The organism is Micromonospora sp. MP36, from assembly GCF_008119785.1.
Lineage (GTDB): Bacteria > Actinomycetota > Actinomycetes > Mycobacteriales > Micromonosporaceae > Micromonospora.
Map to the genome: position 1 here is coordinate 144595 of NZ_VSFA01000002.1, position 17157 is coordinate 161751.

Here is a 17157-nt window from a genome sequence, read left to right on the forward strand (position 1 = left end):
ATGCTCAGCCCCGGGGTGCAGCTCGGCAACCGCTACCGCCTCGACGAGCGGATCGCCAGCGGTGGCATGGGTGACGTCTGGCGCGGCACCGACCAGGTGCTGGGTCGCACGGTCGCCGTGAAGAGCCTGCTCCCCGCCCTGCTGGACGAGCCCGGCTTCGCCGAGCGGTTCCGTGGCGAGGCGCGCACGATGGCCACCATCAACCACCCCGGGGTGGTGGACGTCTACGACTTCGGCAGCGACCAGCAGATCGCCTTTCTGGTCATGGAGTACGTCGAGGGCGACCCGCTCTCCTCGACGCTCAGCCGGGTCGGCCGGCTCACCCCGGGCCGGACCATGGCCCTGCTGGCGCAGGCCGCCGACGCGCTGCACGCCGCCCATGAGAAGGGCATCGTGCACCGCGACGTGAAGCCCGGCAACCTGCTGGTCCGGCCGAACGGCACGCTGGTGCTCACCGACTTCGGCATCGCCCGCTCCGACCTGGTCGGTCAGCTCACCGCCGCCGGTTCGGTGCTCGGCACGGCCTCGTACATCTCCCCGGAGCAGGCCACCGGCGCCGTCGCCACCCCCGCCTCCGACGTGTACGCCCTCGGCGTGGTCGCGTACCAGTGCCTCGCCGGCCGGCGGCCCTTCGAGGGGGACAATCCGCTCGAAATCGCCATGAAGCACGTACGGGAGACGCCGCGCCCGCTTCCCGCCGACATCCCGCCCCAGGTCCGGGCCATCGTCGAGCGGGCCTTGGCGAAGGACCCGGCGGCCCGCTGGCCCAGCGCCGCCGCCCTGGCCAGCGTGGCCCGGCAGGCCAAGGCCGCCCTGTCCCAGCAGGCGCGCGGGGGCGGCCGCCCGGGGCCCGTCTCCGGCGTACCCTCCTCGCCCGCGGCGCCGGCGGCCCGGGCGCAGGTCCCGGCGGCACCACGACCGCAGCCCCACCCGCCCGCCGTGGCCGCCCGCCCGCCGGTCGCTGCGCGGCCCGCCGCGGTGGCACCGGCCGCTCCGCAGACGCGGCCGCCGCTGGCCCCGCGCGGCGCGGCGACCGTCCCGCCGCCCCGGCAGCCCAGCCCCCTGGCGTACGCCCACCAGCCGGCCGCACCGGCTCCCCGCGCGTCCCGGTCCGGGCGGTGGGCGATCGCGATCGTGGTCGCCATACTGGTCGTGCTCTGCTCGGGCGTGATTTCGTACATGTACCGGAAGGGCAAGCTGGCCGGGGGCCCCGGCGCGCTTGCTCCGGTGAGCGTGACCTCCAGCGCCGCGCGGGCGCAGGGAGGGGACGATCTGGTCCGGACGTCGTACCGTCGTGGGGTACGGCTCCAGCCGGCTGGCGGCGAGACGACGACGAGCGAAGGACGACAGACGCGATGACAGCGCAGGCCCGCCTGCTCGGTGGCAGGTACCAGGTCGGCGAGCTGCTCGGCTACGGCGGCATGGCGGAGGTGCACCGCGGTCGCGATCTCCGGCTCGGTCGGGATGTCGCGATCAAGATGCTCCGGGCGGACCTGGCCCGGGACGCCACCTTCCAGATGCGGTTCCGGCGGGAGGCGCAGAACGCCGCCTCGCTCAACCACCCGGCCATCGTCGCCGTGTACGACACCGGCGAGGAGACCGCGCCGACCGGCGAGACGCTGCCCTTCATCGTGATGGAGTTCGTCAACGGGCGGACCCTCAAGGAGGTGCTGGGCGCCGAGGGCCGGCTCCAGCCGCGCCGGGCGCTGGAGATCTGCGCCGACATGTGCGCGGCGCTCGAGTTCAGCCACCGGCACGGGATCATCCACCGGGACATCAAGCCCGGCAACGTCATGCTCACCCAGACCGGCCAGGTCAAGGTGATGGACTTCGGCATCGCCCGGGCGCTGGCCAGCGGGGCCACCACGATGACGCAGACCAGCGCCGTGATCGGCACCGCGCAGTACCTCTCCCCCGAGCAGGCCCGCGGTGAGGCGGTCGACGCCCGCTCCGACGTCTACGCGGCCGGCTGCGTCCTGTTCGAGCTGCTCTGCGGGCACCCACCGTTCGTCGGGGACAGCCCGGTCAGCGTCGCGTACCAGCACGTGCGGGAGGCCCCGCCGACGCCCAGCAGCATCAACCCGGACGTCAACCCCGCGGTCGACGCCATCGTGCTCAAGGCGCTGTCGAAGAACCCGCTGAACCGCTACCAGAGCGCCGGCGAGATGCGGGCGGACCTGCTCCGTGCCGCCGCCGGCCGGCCGGTGCTGGCCACCCCGGTCATGCCCGCCGAGGAGACCGTCCCGATGGCGCCGGCCGGCGGGGCGAGGGGCTACCAGACGCAGGTCATGGGGCCGCAGACCCGGCAGCAGATCCCGGCCCGGGTCGGCGACCCGCGCAAGCGCAAGAGCTCCGCCTGGGTGATCGCCACCTTCGCGGCGCTCGGCGTACTCGCGGTGATCGCCCTGGCCGCCGCCCTCTGGCTCAACCAGACCGGCGCCAAGGTCCAGGTCCCGAACTTGCAGGGCAAGAGCGAGACGGCCGCGACCAGCGAGATCCAGCAGGCGGGCCTCCGCTGGGAGATCGGCGATCCGGTGTTCAACGCCACCTGCGAGAAGGGCACCGTGGTCGGCCAGAACCCGGGTCCGAACACCGAGGCCGCCAAGAATTCGTTGGTGACGCTCCAGGTCTGCAACGGCCCGAAGCAGATCACGATCCCCCCTGGCCTGGTGGGCAGCACCTACGACAGCGCCAAGGATCGCCTGGACGAGCTCAAGCTGCAGGTCACGAAGAAGGAGGTCGACGACGCGGCACCCAAGGGGCAGGTCCTCAAGGTCACGCCGGATGAGGGCAGCAAGGTCCCCGAGGGCGCGGAGGTCGTGGTCGAAGTCTCCAAGGGCAACGTCAACGAGGTGCCGGATGTCCGCGGCTACACCAAGGAACAGGCCATCAAGCGGCTGAAGGACGCCGGCTACCAGGTGGATTCCCGGGACGGCGATGAAGTGCCGCCGGACCAGGCTGGCAAGGTGGGCAGCCAGAACCCGAAGCCGGGCACAAAGCGCCCCAAGGGCAGCACGGTAACCATCTACGTCGACTACGCGGCGCCGGAGCCGAGCGACAGCGCGACCCCGACCCCGACGCCCAGCGGCTCGCCGACCGGGGGCGGCGGTGGCTTCCCCTTCCCGACCCCGCCCACGCGGGACGCCACCCGGCAGTGACGCATCGAGGCCCCGACACCCGTCGGGGCCTCGAAACGTCCCACAGGCGGAATGCATCCGACGCTGTCCGCCAGCACCCTTCACCGCCCCGCGCCCGCCGCCGCCGCGAATGGTCGCACCTGTCGGCCCATGATCGACTCCAGGTCGCCGACATCGCGGTATCCGCGTCAGCGGGACACCCCGATGTCGCGTAACTGGAGTGGATCAAGCAAACGCGTCAGGCGGCGGCGAAGGCGGCGCGGCGGCGGGCGTCCACCTCGGCGGCGAGTTCCGGAGCCCGCTCCAGCGCCTCCGGGAAGCCGCACGTGGCCAGCCAGTTCGCCAGCATCAGGTGGCCACCCTCGGTCAGCACCGACTCGGGGTGGAACTGGACCCCCTCGATCGGCAGGGTCCGGTGCCGCATAGCCATGACCACGCCGGAGCCGGTCCGGCCGGTGACCTCCAACTCCTCGGGCAGGGTCTCCGGCAGGACGGCGAGTGAGTGGTACCGGGTGGCGGTGAACGGGTCCGGCAGGCCGGCGAGCACCCCGACCCCGTGGTGGCTCACCTCGGAGGTCTTGCCGTGCAGCAGCTCCGGCGCCCGGGTCACGGTCGCGCCGAACGCCTCCCCGATGGCCTGGTGGCCGAGACAGACCCCGAAGAGGGGCAGCTTGCCGGCGTACTCCCGGATGACGTCGAGGCAGATGCCGGCGCGGTCCGGACTCCCCGGCCCGGGCGACAGCAGGACGCCGGCCGCGCCCACCCGGCCCACCTCGGCCACGTCGATCTCGTCGTTGCGCCGGACCTCGCACTCGGCGCCGAGCTGGCCGAGGTACTGCACCAGGTTGAAGACGAACGAGTCGTAGTTGTCGATCACCAGGACGCGCATCGGGTCACCTGCTCGGGGTGGTCGGCGGGGCGTTGTTCGTCTCCGTGCTGTACGGGATCTCCTCGTGGCTCGGGGTCACCCCCGGGTCGTTGAGCCCGCCACCCGGATCCTCCCCCGGTACGCCGGAGTCCTGGGTGACCTGCACGTCGTCGAAGGGGAGCAGGGGCTCCGCCCACGGGAACACCACGAACCAGAGCAGAGCGACCGCCGCGGCGGCGAGCAGCACCGAGCCGGCCAGCTTCCCGGCCAGCCCGAACGGCAGTCTGCGCCAGATCCACATGTACATGGTCAGCCCTCCAGCTCGGCCGGGCGGCCCGCCGACTTCGCCTGCACGTGGTCCAGCTCGGCGTGGATGATCAGCCGCTGGTAGTTGTCGAACTTGGGGTTGCAGGTGGTCAGGGTGAGCAGCTTCTGGCTCGGCTTCTCGCCCGGCTTGCCGGGCACCGGGGCCACCACCTCGACCTGGTTCGGCCGGACGATGCGCTGCTCGTAGACCTTGTAGACGAACCACTCGGTCTTGGACTCCACCACGATGTTGTCCCCGCTGCGCAGCTCGTCCAGCCGCCAGAAGGTGGCCCGGATGCGGTGCCCGGCGACGGCGAAGTTGCCCACCTCGCCCGGCAGGGCGCTCTTTGGGTAGTGGCCGGGGGCGTACCGGATGTCGGCCGGGCTGACCCCCTCGACCACTACCCAGTGCTTGTCGATCTTGGGGATGTAGAGCCCGGCGACCGGCTTGCCCTCGGCCGGTGCCGTGGGCTTCACGGCGGGGCCGCTCGGGCTGACCGTCGGGTCGCCGGTGGGCCCCCACTCCTGGGCGAGCTGGCTGTTCAGGTCGTTCTGGTGGGCGTCGACGATCACCGTCTTGCCCCAGATCTCATACCCGGCGAAGAGCAGCACCACCAGGCCGAAAGTGATCAGCACCTCGCCGGCGACCCGCACGGTGGTACGCAGCCGGGAGCCGAAGGTCGGCCGGGTCAGCTCGGAGTAGACGCTCTTGTACCCCTCCCCGGTCTGCTCGGGGCGTAGCTGCACCACCCGCTCGCCGCGACGGGGGCGCGGCGGCTCGGCGGGGGTGTCGGGCTCGTCGTCGCCCGGGTCCCGGACGGGCGGCACCGCTCCCATCAGCGCGGTCGAGTCCATGGCCGGGCTTCGGGCCGGCCGGTTCGTGACGGCGGGGATCACCGCGGTCGCTGCCGGGTCCGCCGCGTCGCCGGCCGGTCCTCTCCCGCCCGGGTCGCCCGGGGGCGGCCCAGGCGCCCGGGGCGCGCCGCCGCGTGACGCCGCACCGGCAGGATCCCCGCCGGACCGTCCGGGCGGCGGTACGTCCGGGCCCTGGTGCGGATGCCCGGCGGAGCGGCGCCCGGAGCGGTCGCCGACCGGCGGGATGAACGCGGTCGGCCCGTCGCCCGGGGCGGCCGGCCGTACCGCGGCCGTAGGGCCGTCCGGCCGGCGGGCGGCGGGCTGGTCGGCGGCGCGGTGGCCCGGTGCGGGCGTGGGGATCCCGGGCGCGGCGGCGGGCGCGTCCGGCCGGCGGGCGGTGAACCCGTCGGGGGCGCGGCGGCCCGGGGGCGGTGCGGGAGTTCCGGACGCGGCGGTGCGGCCGCCCGAACGGGGTCCGCTCGGCTCGTCGGCGGCCGGGTGGCCGGGGAATCCAGGGGCGGGGCCGTCGGAGCGGCGGCCCGGCGCGTCGCCGCCCCAGCGGCCCGGCGCGCTGCCGCCCGCGGGCGGGCCCGGCCGGCGGTCGAACCGGTCGCCGGGCGAGTTGGCGCGCGGGCCGGTGTCGGCCGGCTCCTCCGGCCGGTGGCGGGACTGCTCGGCGGGGCCACGGCCGGGGGACCGCTCGGGCTCCGCCCAGGCGCCCGGGGCCGGCTGGCGCGGGTCGTGGCGGCGCTCCGGGCCGGCGGCGGGCGCCGGCGGGCGGGCGTGGGGGCCACCGGTCCAGGGCGATGGCGGGGCCGCGGACCGGGCGGCCGGACCGGAGGCTGCCGCACCGGGCGCGTCCGACTCCGGCCAGGGCAGGTCGAGTGCGGGCCGGGGTGGTGGCGGCGCCGGGCGGTCGACCCTGGGAACGAACGCGGTCGGCTCGTCGCCGTGGTCGTGGTGTTCCCGGGGCTCCTCCGGCCTCACTGCGGCACCTTCGCGGACTGGAGTGCCGTCGAGTCCTCGAACGCCGGCACGGTGACCGTGGAGACGGTCTCCTTGTACCCGAGCTGGTAGTGGTCGACCGCTTCCCTGAACAACCGGACTCCCTCGGAGGCGGCGAGCGCGCGCTGGAGAGCGGCGGGATCGCCGATTGCCACGATCTTGAAAGGAGGGGAGTACACCCGGCCGTGCAGCAGCAGGGTGTTACCGACGCAGCGTACCGCGCTGGTGCTGAGCACGCGGACGTCCATGATTGACATGGCCTCGGCCCCACCCGCCCAGAGCGCGTTCACGACCGCCTGGACGTCACCCTGGTGGACGACCAGGTCGTCGTTGCTGGCACCTTTGGGCAGGGCCTGGTCGGCCCGCCGGGGCGCGTCGTCCAGTTGGATGGTGACCCCGGTGCCGGTGAGCGCGGTGAACCCGGCGGCCTGCCGGCTGGCGGCGGCCCGGTCGCGCTGGGCCTTGATCGGGCCGTCGGTGTCGGCCAGGGCGGCCGTCTGCTCCTCGACCTCGGCGCGCAGCTCGGCGGCCTGCTTCTCGCTCGCCGCGACCTGCTCGCGCCGGTCCTCGATCAACTGGGTGAGCTGCGGCCGACGGTCCTCCCGCAGCGGCGTGCCGCCGGCGGTGGTCGCGGTCGTGGTGAACAGCAACCCCGCCGCGGCGGCGATCAGGGGTACGCCGATCGACCAGCCCGGTCGGCGCTGCCGCGGCCGTCGGGGCAGCAGGCCGGCGACCGCCCGCCGAAGGACCTTCTGCCAGGAGGCGGCGCCGGACGTGTACTCCACCGGGCGTTCCCTTTCCCGTCGTCTCTTCCGGCCCGCGTCTACCCGGACCGGTGTGTTCGACCCGAAAAGTCCCGCCTTTTCGGTCACTCCGCGCACCGGCCTGACCCCATTCATGGCTTGAACGGCCCGTCCGGACTACGCTAGCTGTCGAACATTATTGGCCATGGACCGTCGCCCCCGCGCCCGGTTGTCAGGCCGGACGAGGTCGTACCCCCCTCTGGAGAGCGTCGTGCCCAAGTCTCAGGTCCGCAAGAAGAAGGTGTACACCCCGCCGACGGACGTTCGCCCCACGGCGACGGCGGCGACGCGCAAGCCCAGCCCCATCTGGCTTCCGATCAGCGCCGTCACGCTGATCGTGGTCGGCATCGGCTGGCTGGTCGTGTACTACCTCTCCGAGCAGGCGTACCCGGTCATGTCGTGGGGTTACTGGAACCTCGCGGTGGGCTTCGGCGCGATGGTCGCCTCGCTGATCCTGCTCTCCCGCTGGCGCTGACCCCGCCAGCGGCCGCTGGCCGTTCCACACCACCCCGCTCCACGGACGCATATCACGCCGCGACGCCCCTGACCGGCGGCCGGCGCCCGGTCCACCTAAGGTGTCGGCAGGGCGGCGTGGCCTGATGCGAGATGACTCACGTTACTGCTGGGTAACCTTGCGCGTAGGCTGCACTGCATGACCGAGCGGAGCGAGGTCATCGACCGGTCGGGTCGGGGTGGTGGGAGCGGCGCAACGCCGCTCCAGCCCTGAGCCGCTCCCGGTCGCCGAGCCGCTCGACAGGCAGCAGACCGGGAGGCCAACTCGATGGGCAGCGTCCAGATCGTCACCACGATCCTCGCGGCCGCCATCACCGCCGTGGCGGTGGGGCTTGCGGTACGCGCGGTCATGAAGATGGTGGCAGTCATCCGGCTCGGGCAACCGGCGCCGGAGCGGTTCGCCGACAAGGGTGCCCGCACGACCAAGATGCTGGTGGAGACCGCCGGTCACACCCGCATGTTGAAGTGGAGCGTGGTGGGCGCCGCGCACTGGTTCGTGATGGTCGGGTTCATCGTGCTGTCGCTGCTGGTGCTCGAGGCGTACTTCGAGGTGGTCACGCCGGGCGGCGGGCTGCCGATCATCGGGCACTGGACGATCTTCGGCCTGGCCACCGAGCTGATCGGGATCTTCGGCCTGGCCGGCATCCTGGTGCTGATGGCGATCCGGCTGCGCAACCGGCCCGCCCGGCCCGGCAACCGGTCCCGGTTCACCGGCTCCACCATGTGGCAGGGCTACTTCGTCGAGTGGGTCGTGCTGCTGGTCCTGATCTTCGGCTTCGTGATCCGCGGCTTCAAGGTCGCCACCGACCACTTCGAGTACCCGGTCTGGGCCACCCCGCTCAGCCACGCCGTCGGCCAGGCGCTCCCGGCCTGGGCGGCCGGCGTCAGCGTCGCCGCCCTCATCAAGATCGCCATCTCGATGACCTGGCTCATCGTGATCTCGCTGAACGTCACCATGGGCGTCGCCTGGCACCGCTTCCTGGCGTTCCCCAACATCTTCTTCAAGCGCGACCCGGAGAAGCCGGCCGGCTCGGGTCTCGGCCCGCTGCGGCCGATGATGAGCGACGGCAAGCCGCTCGACTTCGAGGAGGCCGACCCGGAGAAGGACCAGTTCGGCGTCGCCCAGGTCGAGCAGTTCAGCTGGAAGGGCCTGCTGGACTTCAGCACCTGCACCGAGTGCGGCCGCTGCCAGTCGCAGTGCCCGGCCTGGAACACCGGCAAGCCGCTGTCGCCGAAGCTGCTCGTGCTGAGCCTCCGCGACCACGCGTACGCCAAGGCGCCGTATCTGCTGGCCGGCGGGGGCAAGGACCTGGCCGGCGAGGAGAAGGCCACCAGTGAGCAGCTCGCGAACGTCGACGTGCTGGCCCTGGCCGAGGCCGACCGGCCGCTGATCGGCACGGCCGAAGAGGGCGGCGTCATCGACCCCGACGTGCTCTGGTCCTGCACCACCTGCGGCGCCTGCGTCGAGCAGTGCCCGGTGGACATCGAGCACGTCGACCACATCGTCGACATGCGCCGCTACCAGGTGCTGATCGAGTCGAGCTTCCCGTCCGAGGCCGGTGTCATGCTCCGCAACCTGGAGAACAAGGGCAACCCGTGGGGCGCCCCGCAGAACACCCGGGAGGACTGGACCAAGGGCCTCGACTTCGAGGTGCCCCGGGTCGGCGAGGTCGAGGACTTCGAGTACCTGTTCTGGGTCGGCTGCGCCGGCGCGTTCGAGGACCGGGCCAAGAAGACCACCCAGGCGGTCGCCACGCTGCTGCACGAGGCCGGCGTCTCCTTCGCCATCCTCGGCGAGGGCGAGACCTGCACCGGTGACCCGGCCCGCCGGATCGGCAACGAGTTCGTCTTCCAGATGCTCGCCCAGCAGAACGTCGAGACCCTGAACGAGGCGTTCGAGGGCCGGGAGAAGAGCAAGCGCAAGATCGTCGCCACCTGCCCACACTGCTTCAACACCCTGGGCAACGAGTACGGCCAGCTCGGCGGCGAGTTCGAGGTCGTCCACCACACCCAGCTCCTGGCCCACCTGGTGGCCAGCGGCAAGCTCACCCCGGTGCAGCCGGTCGACGGCGGCCTCACCTACCACGACCCCTGCTACCTGGGCCGGCACAACCGCGTCTTCACCCCGCCGCGCGAGGTGCTCGGCAGTGCTCTGGGTGGCGCCGAGATCACCGAGATGCCGCGCAACAGCGAGCGCTCCTTCTGCTGCGGCGCTGGCGGTGCCCGGATGTGGATGGAGGAGAAGATCGGCAAGCGGATCAACGTGGACCGGGTCGAGGAGGCCATGTCCACCGGGGCGAAGACCATCGCGGTCGGCTGCCCGTTCTGCTCGACGATGCTCAATGACGGGGTGAACGGCAAGGGCGCCGGGGAGCAGGTCGAGGTGATCGACGTCGCCAGCGTGCTGCTCCGCTCGGTGCGGCCGGAGAACACCCAGGGCGACAAGGAGGCCGAGCCGGTCGCCGGCTGAGGCGTACGCCGGGACAGCCCGGCACCCGACGGCGGTGGCACCCACGGGGGCCACCGCCGTCGTCGTGCAGAAGCGCGGCTCGCGCGCACTCGTGCACCTGGCGGGGGCGTGGAAGAATCGCGCCCGAGGTGAGGCGAGCATCGATGTCCTGTTGGTCACCGCGCTGTTGCCCCTGGTCGGCTTCGTCCTGCTGACCGCCGGCAACGCGTTCTTCGTCGCGGCCGAGTTCGCCCTGGTCACCGTCGACCGCGCGGAGATCGACCGGCGGGCCGACGAGGGCGACGGACGGGCCGCCACCGTACGCCGGGCGGTCCGCGAACTCTCCTTCCATCTCTCCGGCGCGCAGCTCGGCATCACCATCACCGCACTGCTCACCGGCTACCTGGCCGAGCCCGCCCTGGCCCGGCTCTTCGCCCCGCTGCTGCGCCTGCTCGGCGGCGCGGAGCGGTTCAGCGGGCTGCTCGCTCTCGCGCTGGCCACGCTGATCTCGATGCTCTTCGGCGAGCTGGTGCCGAAGAACCTCGCGCTGGCCCGGCCGATGCCGGCCGCACTCGCCACCGCCGGGCCGATGCGCACCTTCTCCCGAACCTTCGGCTGGCTGATCCGGCTGCTGAACGACTCGGCGAACCGGCTGGTCCGCCGGCTCGGGGTGGAGCCGCAGGAGGAGCTGGCCAGCGCCCGGTCGCCGGAGGAGTTGGGGCTGCTCGCCGCGATCTCGGCCCGGGCCGGCGCGCTGCCGCCCGACACCGCGATGCTGCTGCGGCGCACCATCCGCTTCGGGGACAAGCGGGCCGCGGAGGCGATGACGCCCCGGGTGGACGTCATCGCACTGCGGTCCACCGCGACCGTCGCCGAGCTGCTGGACCTGTCCCGGGAGACCGGCCGCACCCGGTTCCCCGTCTACGAGGAGACGCTGGACCTGGTCACCGGCGTCGCCGGGGTGCCGGACGCGCTCGGCGTACCGCTGGCGCAGCGGGCGAGGACGACGGTAGCCGCGGTCGCCCGCGAGCCGGTGTACGTGCCGGAGAGCCTCGACCTGGACGGCGTGCTCGCCGCCCTGAAGTCGGCCGGCGCGGACCTGGCGATCGTGGTCGACGAGTACGGCGGCACCGACGGCGTGGTGACCGTGGAGGACCTGGTCGAGGAGCTGGTCGGGGAGATCGCCGACGAGTTCGACCCGGACGCGGTGGACGACCTCGGGCCGGTCGAGCTGACCGTGCCGGGCGGGGAGCGGACCGTCCTGGTGGACGGTGTGCTGCGGGCGGACGAGCTGATCGAGCAGACCGGTTTCCGGCTGCCCGAGGGGCCGTACGAGACCCTGGCCGGGTTTTTGATGGCCCGCCTCGGGCACATCCCCGTCCCGGGAGAGACCGTCGAGGCGAGCGGCTACGAGTTCACCGTCGTCGAGGTCGAGCGGCACCGGATCGAGCAGGTCCGGGTGGTCCGCCCCGAGGAGCCGGACGACGATGAGTGAGCTGGTCGTCGCCGTCCTGCTGCTGCTCTGCAACGCCTTCTTCGTGGGCAGCGAGTTCGCGTTGATCGCCTCCCGCCGTACGGTGATCGAGCCGCTCGCGGCGACCTCGAAGCGGGCCCGCTGGGCGCTGTCGGCGATGAACCAGATCCCGCTGATGATCGCCGGGGCGCAGCTCGGCATCACGGTCTGCTCGCTCGGCCTCGGCGCGATCGCCGAGCCGGCGCTGGCCCACCTGCTGGAGACGCCGTTCGAGGCGCTCGGGCTGCCGGCCTCCGGGGTGCATCCGGTGGCCTTCGTGATCGCCCTGGGCGTGGTGGTCTTCCTGCACACCGTGGTCGGCGAGATGGTGCCGAAGAACATCACCCTGGCCGGCCCGGAGCCGTCGGCGCTCTGGCTCGGCCCGGCGATGCTGGCGTTCTGCCTGGGCACCAAGCCGCTGCTGCTGGCCATGAAGTGGTCGGCCCGGCAGGTGCTGCGGTGGTGGCGGGTCGAGGCGACGGACGCGGTGAAGACCGTGTTCACCGCGGAGGAACTGGCCGGTCTGGTCTCCCAGGCGCGTACCGAGGGGTTGCTGGACGCCGAGGAGCACGCCCGGATCACCGGCGCGCTGGCCCTGCACAGCCGGACGGCGGCGGACGCGCTGCAACCCTGGTCGACGGTGACCACGGTGGCCGAGGACGTGTCACCGGCCTCGCTGGAGGTGCTGGCGACCCGGACCGGCCGGTCCCGGTTCCCGGTGGTGCAGCGGTCCACCCGGCGGGTGCTCGGTTTCGTGCACGTGAAGGACGTGCTCGGGTACGCGGGCGCGAGCCGCCGCGCGCCGGTGCCCGCGGCGGTCTACCGGCCGTTGGCGGTGGTGCCACCCGATCGTACGCTGGCCGACCTGTTGCTCTCGATGCGGCGCGAGCGGCGGCACATGGTCCTGGTGAGTGACGGACGTCTACCCCTGGGCGTGGTGACGCTCGACGATGTATTGACGGCAATCGTTGGCAGGTGAATGAACACCGGTTGTGTGCAAGCGGTTGCGTATACGTGATGTAGCGATACGTCGCCTTGATTCCACCCCGTCGCCTTCCCTAATGTGGGGCACCGGCCGCTGTGGTCGTCTGCCTCGACTTCCCCTCTTGCGAGGCGCCCGGCGGTCGGTTGCAAAGGAGTCCGTGCCGGTGGCAACCATGCCCCCTCATCGTCACGCCCCGAGCCAGCCGCCCGCCCCACCGGTCGGGGCGCGCCGGGTCGTACGCCGTCTCCTCACCGTGGTCGCGGCCGTCGCGGTCGGCGCCGGGCTGCTGGCGGCTCCGGCGCACGCGGCGCCGTCGGTGGACGAGATCGAGGCGCAGATCGACAAGCAGTGGGAACAGCTCGAGCCCACCATCGAGAGCTACAACAAGGTCCGCGCCCAGCTCAGGGTCAACAAGAAGAAGTCGGACGACCTCGAGAAGAAGATGGTGCCGCTGGAGCTGGAGTCGGACCTGGCGATGAACCAGGTGGGCGACATGGCGGCCCGCTACTACATGCGCGGCCCCTCGCAGGAGATCGGCGCCCTGCTGACGAGCACCAAGCCGGGCGCCCTCGGTGAGCAGCTCGTCATCCTCGACCACCTGGCCGCGGAGCAGAAGAAGCAGGTCGCCAGCGTGCTCGCTGTCCGGGACAAGTACGACCGGCAGAAGCGGAAGCTGGACGAGCTGATCGCCACCCAGCAGAAGCAGAGCGACGAGCTGGCGGCGAAGAAGAAGCAGATCGACAGCGAGATCAAGCGGCTGACCGCGCTGATGCCGAAAACCACGGTGATGGTCGCGGGATGCCCGACCATCAACGGCGTGGTGAGCAGCGCCGCGCGGACCGCGATCAAAACGGCTTGCGCCCAGGTCGGCGACCCGTACGTGTGGGGCGCCGTCGGCCCGAACGCCTTCGACTGCTCCGGCCTCACCCAGTACGCCTACAAGGCCGCCGGCATCTCCCTCACCCACTTCACCGGAGCGCAGTGGAACGAGGGCAGAGCCGTGTCCCGCAGCGACGCGCGCCCCGGTGACCTGGTTTTCTTCTACAGCGACCTGCACCATGTCGGCCTGTATCTCGGCAACGGTCTGATGGTGCACGCGCCACGGACCGGCAAACCGGTCCAGGTTACCAAGATCAGCTACATGCCGGTCGCTGGCTTCCGCCGCGTCACCTGATCCTCCCGCACGGCACGAAGAAGGCCCCGGTCCAGGCGGACCGGGGCCTTCGCTACATTCGGGTCAGCTGGGCGAGCCGACCGACGCCGGCAGGATCTGCACGTCGTCCAGGTTCGCGTACATCACCCGGTGGCCGAACTGGATCTGCACGTACCGGTTCTCACCGCGGACCACGGTCCGGTCGCCCGGCGCGGAGCCGTCGAACGAGACCGCCCGGTAGTACTCGCCCGGCAGGGTGCCGCCGAGCGCGTACCGCTGGCCCGCCGGGAAGGTGTACTGCAGGGGCGAGATGCCCTGGTACGGGATGGTCGACGGGTAGGCGGCCCGCTCGGGGTAGGCCCGCCCGTACACCGGGATGGTGGTCTTGCCCGGCTTCGGGGTCACCACGAAGCCCTGCGCCCACTTCGCCGTCGGCGCCGAGGCCGGGTTGTAGAACCAGGCCTTCTGGCCGAGGTACCAGATCGCGGTCCAGTCGCCCTGGATGTCCGCGAGGGCGTACGTCTGACCGGCCGAGGCGCGGGCGCCGTGATCCTTGATGTGCATGGTGTTCGGCGTACCGTTCGGGCGCAGCCCCTTGTCGTTGACCAGCGGCGCGTCCAGGCTCGGGCCGGTGCGCAGAATGACCGAGGACGAGCCGCGCAGCGGGCAGGGTTCGGCCGGCGGCACCGGCTTCGGCACCCCCGGCGGCTGCTGGTTGCAGGCGTAGAAGGCCGGCTTGTTCGACGCGAAGTCCGGGTCGATGGTGACCAGGCCGGTGTGCGGGGTGCCGGTCGACTGGAACGGGGCCTTCATCAGGTCGAAGTAGTGCGACCAGTCCCAGTAGGGGCCCGGGTCCCAGTGCATGCCGGCGACGGTCCCGGCGGTGGTGCCAGGGACGTTGTCGTGACCGAGGATGTGCTGCCGGTCCAGCGGGATCTGGAACCGCAGCGCCAGGTGGCGAACCAGCTTGGCCGAGGTCCGGTACATCGCCTCGGTGTACCAGGTGCCGTGGCCGGCGAAGCCCTCGTGCTCGATGCCGATGGACTTGGCGTTGACGTACCAGTTTCCGGCCTGCCAGCCGACGTCCTTGGCCTTGATGTGCTGGGCCACGTATCCGTCCACCGAGCGCAGCGTGTAGTGCCAGCCGAGGTAGGTCACATCCTGGACGAGCCGCACGCTGGGGCCGAAGTAGCCCTCGGTGTCGTGGATGATGATGTACTCGATCTTCTGCTGCGCCGGCCGGTTGCCGATGTCGTAGTTGCCGTAGTCCACGATGTTCGTCTCGGGGATCGTGTATTCGCCGTAGGGCGCGGGGATCCACTCGCAGGCGAGGCGGACCGGGCACTCGATCCCGTCCGGCCGCTCGGCGCGGCGCAGCCCGAGCTTGTGCAGCCCCGACTCGTCCGGCGTCACCGCGGTGGCGGCGAGGGTCACCCGCTGGCCGTCGTCGGTGGTCCGGCTGGCGCCCTGGCTCAACTGGTCGTACACCTCGTCGGCGAAGGCCGCCGCGGCGTCCTCGGTGTCCGCGCCCGAATACCGGGCCACCGCGCCGTACCAGGCCGCCGGGTCACTGCCGGCGCCGACCGGCCCACCCAGTTCCTTCTGGTACGAGGCCAGCAGCGCCGCGCCGCCCCGGATGTTGGCCGCCGCGTCGGTGCGCAGCGTCTCCTTCGACTCGCCGGTGAGGTCGGCGGCAGCGTCCATGGTCTGCAGCGAAGCCTGGGGCAGGGCGTCCCCGGACGGCGCGGCCGCGGCGCTCAGGTCGACGGTGAGCGGGCGGGACTCGTCGCCGCGGGGGTCCTCGTTCTCGTCCACGTGTGCGCTGGACGGGGTCGAGGCGACCTGCTCGGCGTCGGTGAGGTGCATCGGGCCGTAGCCGCCGCTGGTGCTGGGCTGGCCGGTGTGGGTGTCCCAGCGGGACTCCAGGTAGGAGACGCCCAGCAGGACGCTCTGCGGCACGCCGTACTCCGCCGCCGCGGCGGCGTACTGCTGCTGGCGGTCCGGGCTGTCGGTGGTCCCGGCGGTGAGGGGTGCCGCCGCGGTGGGACCGCTGGTCGCGAGAGCGGTGGCCGCCGCGACGGCGGCGGCCAGCAGTATCCGTCTGCGCGGTGGCAGTGCTGAGAGGTGCATTGAACCTCCAGATAGGGATGGGGGTGACTGCGCCCCCACCCTCACTCCGTGGATGCCCTGTGGTCAATACCTTTCCGAATTGAGATGTTGTCCGTAGAAAACCTTCATCGCCCGCTTGTTCGCGAATCCCGTACGGAGTGTCACGGCCCCACGGGTTGCGGATCGATAACAACGGTCCCTACTCTGGTCAGTCGTCGACCGGTAGGTTCACCGTCCAACCCGGGTGGTGACGGTCGGACACCGCCGAGTCGCCTCCGGGCGAGCCGGGGACCCAGGTACCTGGGGTGAATCCGCAGCCACTGCGGTAGGGCGCCTCCCTTCCCGCCCGAACCCGTCAGCTAACCCGGTAGGCGGTCAGGAAGAAGGAGTACGGAGCCCGGTGGCATACCATGCCCCGCGGCCACCGTCGGTCCGGTCGGTCGACCGGTCGGCGGCTGCGCCGCGTTCACGCTGGTCCCGCTTCACCACCGCCCTCGCCGCCCTGGTCGGCACCGCCGTCGTCCTGACCGGCGGCGCCACGGCGGCCCACGCCGAACCGTCGGTCGCGGAGATCGAGCGCCAGATCGACCAGGACTGGAACAAGCTCGAACCGATCATCGAACAGGTCAACTCCACCCGGGAGAAGCTCGCTGCCCGGCGCAAGCAGGCCGACGCGCTGGCCAAGCAGATCGCCCCGCTGGAGGCCCGGGTCGACGCCGCCCTCGGGCAGGTCGGCGGGCTGGCCGCCGACGCGTACAAGGGCAACAACCTCTCCACCGTCAACGCCCTGCTGGGCAGCCGGTCGCCGAGCGAGGTGGTCAACGGCCTCGAACTGCTCGACCGCTTCGCGCGCCACCAGCGGCAGGAGGTGCAGGCCGTCGCCGAGCTGCGCGACCAACTCGCCGCGAAGAAGAAGCCGCTGGACGAGATGGTCGCCCAGCTCACCCGTACCGAAGCCCAGCTCGCGGCGCAGAAGAAGCAGATCGACGCCGAGATCGCCCGGCTCCAGAAGCTCCGCCTCAAGGTCTACGGCAACGGTGGCGGCGGGCCGCTGCGCCCCGCGCCCTGCCCCGCCGGCTACCCGGGCGGCCCGGCCGGTGTCGCGGTGAAGTTCGCCTGCGCCCAGATCGGCAAGATCTATGTCTGGGGTGCCGCCGGCCCGGACCACTACGACTGCTCCGGACTCACCATGGCGGCCTGGGCCAAGGCCGGGGTCTCCCTGCCGCACAACGCCCGCGAGCAGCACGACGTCACCCGGCGGGTGAGCCGCAGCGAGCTACGCCCCGGTGACCTCGTCTTCTACTACAGCGACCTGCACCACGTCGCCATGTACGTCGGTGGCGGCTGGGTGGTGCACGCCTCCCAGTCCGGCAAGCCGATCACCATGAAACGCGTCGACGACGGCCAGATCAACAGCTACGGCCGCCCGGGCTGACCGGTCCGCAGGGGCTCCCGTGCCGC

General features: G+C 72.0%; 13 protein-coding genes and 1 riboswitch. Of the genes, 8 read left to right on the top strand and 5 right to left on the bottom strand.

What is annotated here, in order from left to right; genetic code table 11:
• Positions 1 to 1359, top strand: coding sequence for a serine/threonine-protein kinase (locus FXF52_RS03775; RefSeq protein WP_148793828.1), 1359 nt, complete (start codon positions 1 to 3; stop codon positions 1357 to 1359).
• Positions 1356 to 3158 (top strand): Stk1 family PASTA domain-containing Ser/Thr kinase, encoded by a 1803-nt coding sequence (gene pknB, locus FXF52_RS03780; protein WP_148793829.1) that lies wholly within the window; start codon positions 1356 to 1358, stop codon positions 3156 to 3158. Before FXF52_RS03775 ends, pknB begins: the two co-directional genes overlap by 4 nt.
• 217 nt (positions 3159 to 3375) lie before the next feature.
• Here the strand turns inward: pknB and FXF52_RS03785 are convergent, their stop codons facing one another.
• The 4 genes from FXF52_RS03785 to FXF52_RS03800 are packed head-to-tail and all read right to left on the bottom strand — an operon-like array spanning position 3376 to position 6956.
• Positions 3376 to 4026: an aminodeoxychorismate/anthranilate synthase component II gene (locus FXF52_RS03785; protein WP_148793830.1), complete on the bottom strand. Its 651-nt coding sequence runs from the start codon at positions 4024 to 4026 to the stop codon at positions 3376 to 3378.
• Between the two features lie 4 nt (positions 4027 to 4030).
• On the bottom strand, positions 4031 to 4312 hold the full coding sequence (locus FXF52_RS03790; protein ID WP_148793831.1) for a hypothetical protein: 282 nt from the start codon (positions 4310 to 4312) through the stop codon (positions 4031 to 4033).
• A gap of 2 nt (positions 4313 to 4314) precedes the next feature.
• The gene (locus FXF52_RS43810) at positions 4315 to 6153 is read right to left on the bottom strand and encodes a class E sortase (RefSeq protein ID WP_264998379.1); all 1839 of its coding nucleotides are present in this window, start codon (positions 6151 to 6153) and stop codon (positions 4315 to 4317) included.
• Positions 6150 to 6956, bottom strand: a complete 807-nt coding sequence (locus FXF52_RS03800; RefSeq protein WP_148793832.1) for a DUF881 domain-containing protein — start codon at positions 6954 to 6956, stop codon at positions 6150 to 6152. The genes FXF52_RS43810 and FXF52_RS03800 overlap by 4 nt, the downstream gene beginning before the upstream one ends.
• 229 nt (positions 6957 to 7185) lie before the next feature.
• Here FXF52_RS03800 and FXF52_RS03805 point away from each other — a divergent pair, with 229 nt between their 5' ends.
• The 5 genes from FXF52_RS03805 (at position 7186) to FXF52_RS03825 (ending at position 13608) form a co-directional block, all read left to right on the top strand.
• On the top strand, positions 7186 to 7449 hold the full coding sequence (locus tag FXF52_RS03805) for a cell division protein CrgA (protein WP_148793833.1): 264 nt from the start codon (positions 7186 to 7188) through the stop codon (positions 7447 to 7449).
• Between the two features lie 306 nt (positions 7450 to 7755).
• On the top strand, positions 7756 to 9957 hold the full coding sequence (locus FXF52_RS03810) for a (Fe-S)-binding protein (RefSeq protein ID WP_148793834.1): 2202 nt from the start codon (positions 7756 to 7758) through the stop codon (positions 9955 to 9957).
• A gap of 166 nt (positions 9958 to 10123) precedes the next feature.
• Entirely contained in the window at positions 10124 to 11431 is a 1308-nt protein-coding gene (locus tag FXF52_RS03815) for a hemolysin family protein (protein WP_148794058.1), read from the top strand.
• Positions 11424 to 12428, top strand: coding sequence for a hemolysin family protein (locus FXF52_RS03820; protein WP_148793835.1), 1005 nt, complete (start codon positions 11424 to 11426; stop codon positions 12426 to 12428). Before FXF52_RS03815 ends, FXF52_RS03820 begins: the two co-directional genes overlap by 8 nt.
• A gap of 163 nt (positions 12429 to 12591) precedes the next feature.
• Complete coding sequence (locus FXF52_RS03825; RefSeq protein ID WP_255471722.1) at positions 12592 to 13608, top strand: NlpC/P60 family protein; 1017 nt, start codon at positions 12592 to 12594, stop codon at positions 13606 to 13608.
• A 63-nt stretch (positions 13609 to 13671) separates the two neighbouring features.
• On the opposite strand, the gene FXF52_RS03830 is transcribed toward FXF52_RS03825, so the two are convergent.
• Entirely contained in the window at positions 13672 to 15717 is a 2046-nt protein-coding gene (locus FXF52_RS03830) for an N-acetylmuramoyl-L-alanine amidase (protein WP_148793837.1), read from the bottom strand.
• Between the two features lie 231 nt (positions 15718 to 15948).
• Positions 15949 to 16084, top strand: a riboswitch (cyclic di-AMP (ydaO/yuaA leader).
• A gap of 12 nt (positions 16085 to 16096) precedes the next feature.
• Here FXF52_RS03830 and FXF52_RS03835 point away from each other — a divergent pair.
• Positions 16097 to 17131: an NlpC/P60 family protein gene (locus FXF52_RS03835; RefSeq protein ID WP_148793838.1), complete on the top strand. Its 1035-nt coding sequence runs from the start codon at positions 16097 to 16099 to the stop codon at positions 17129 to 17131.
• Positions 17132 to 17157 lie beyond the last annotated feature (26 nt).

Bases quoted from the DNA above. Each gene is read 5' to 3' on its own strand.
- pknB (WP_148793829.1), top strand. From the start codon at position 1,356: ATGACAGCGCAGGCCCGCCTGCTCGGTGGCAGGTACCAGGTCGGCGAG.
- FXF52_RS03785 (WP_148793830.1), bottom strand. From the start codon at position 4,026: ATGCGCGTCCTGGTGATCGACAACTACGACTCGTTCGTCTTCAACCTG.
- FXF52_RS03810 (WP_148793834.1), top strand. From the start codon at position 7,756: ATGGGCAGCGTCCAGATCGTCACCACGATCCTCGCGGCCGCCATCACC.
- FXF52_RS03830 (WP_148793837.1), bottom strand. From the start codon at position 15,717: ATGCACCTCTCAGCACTGCCACCGCGCAGACGGATACTGCTGGCCGCC.
- FXF52_RS03775 (WP_148793828.1), top strand. From the start codon at position 1: ATGCTCAGCCCCGGGGTGCAGCTCGGCAACCGCTACCGCCTCGACGAG.
- FXF52_RS03790 (WP_148793831.1), bottom strand. From the start codon at position 4,312: ATGTACATGTGGATCTGGCGCAGACTGCCGTTCGGGCTGGCCGGGAAG.
- FXF52_RS03820 (WP_148793835.1), top strand. From the start codon at position 11,424: ATGAGTGAGCTGGTCGTCGCCGTCCTGCTGCTGCTCTGCAACGCCTTC.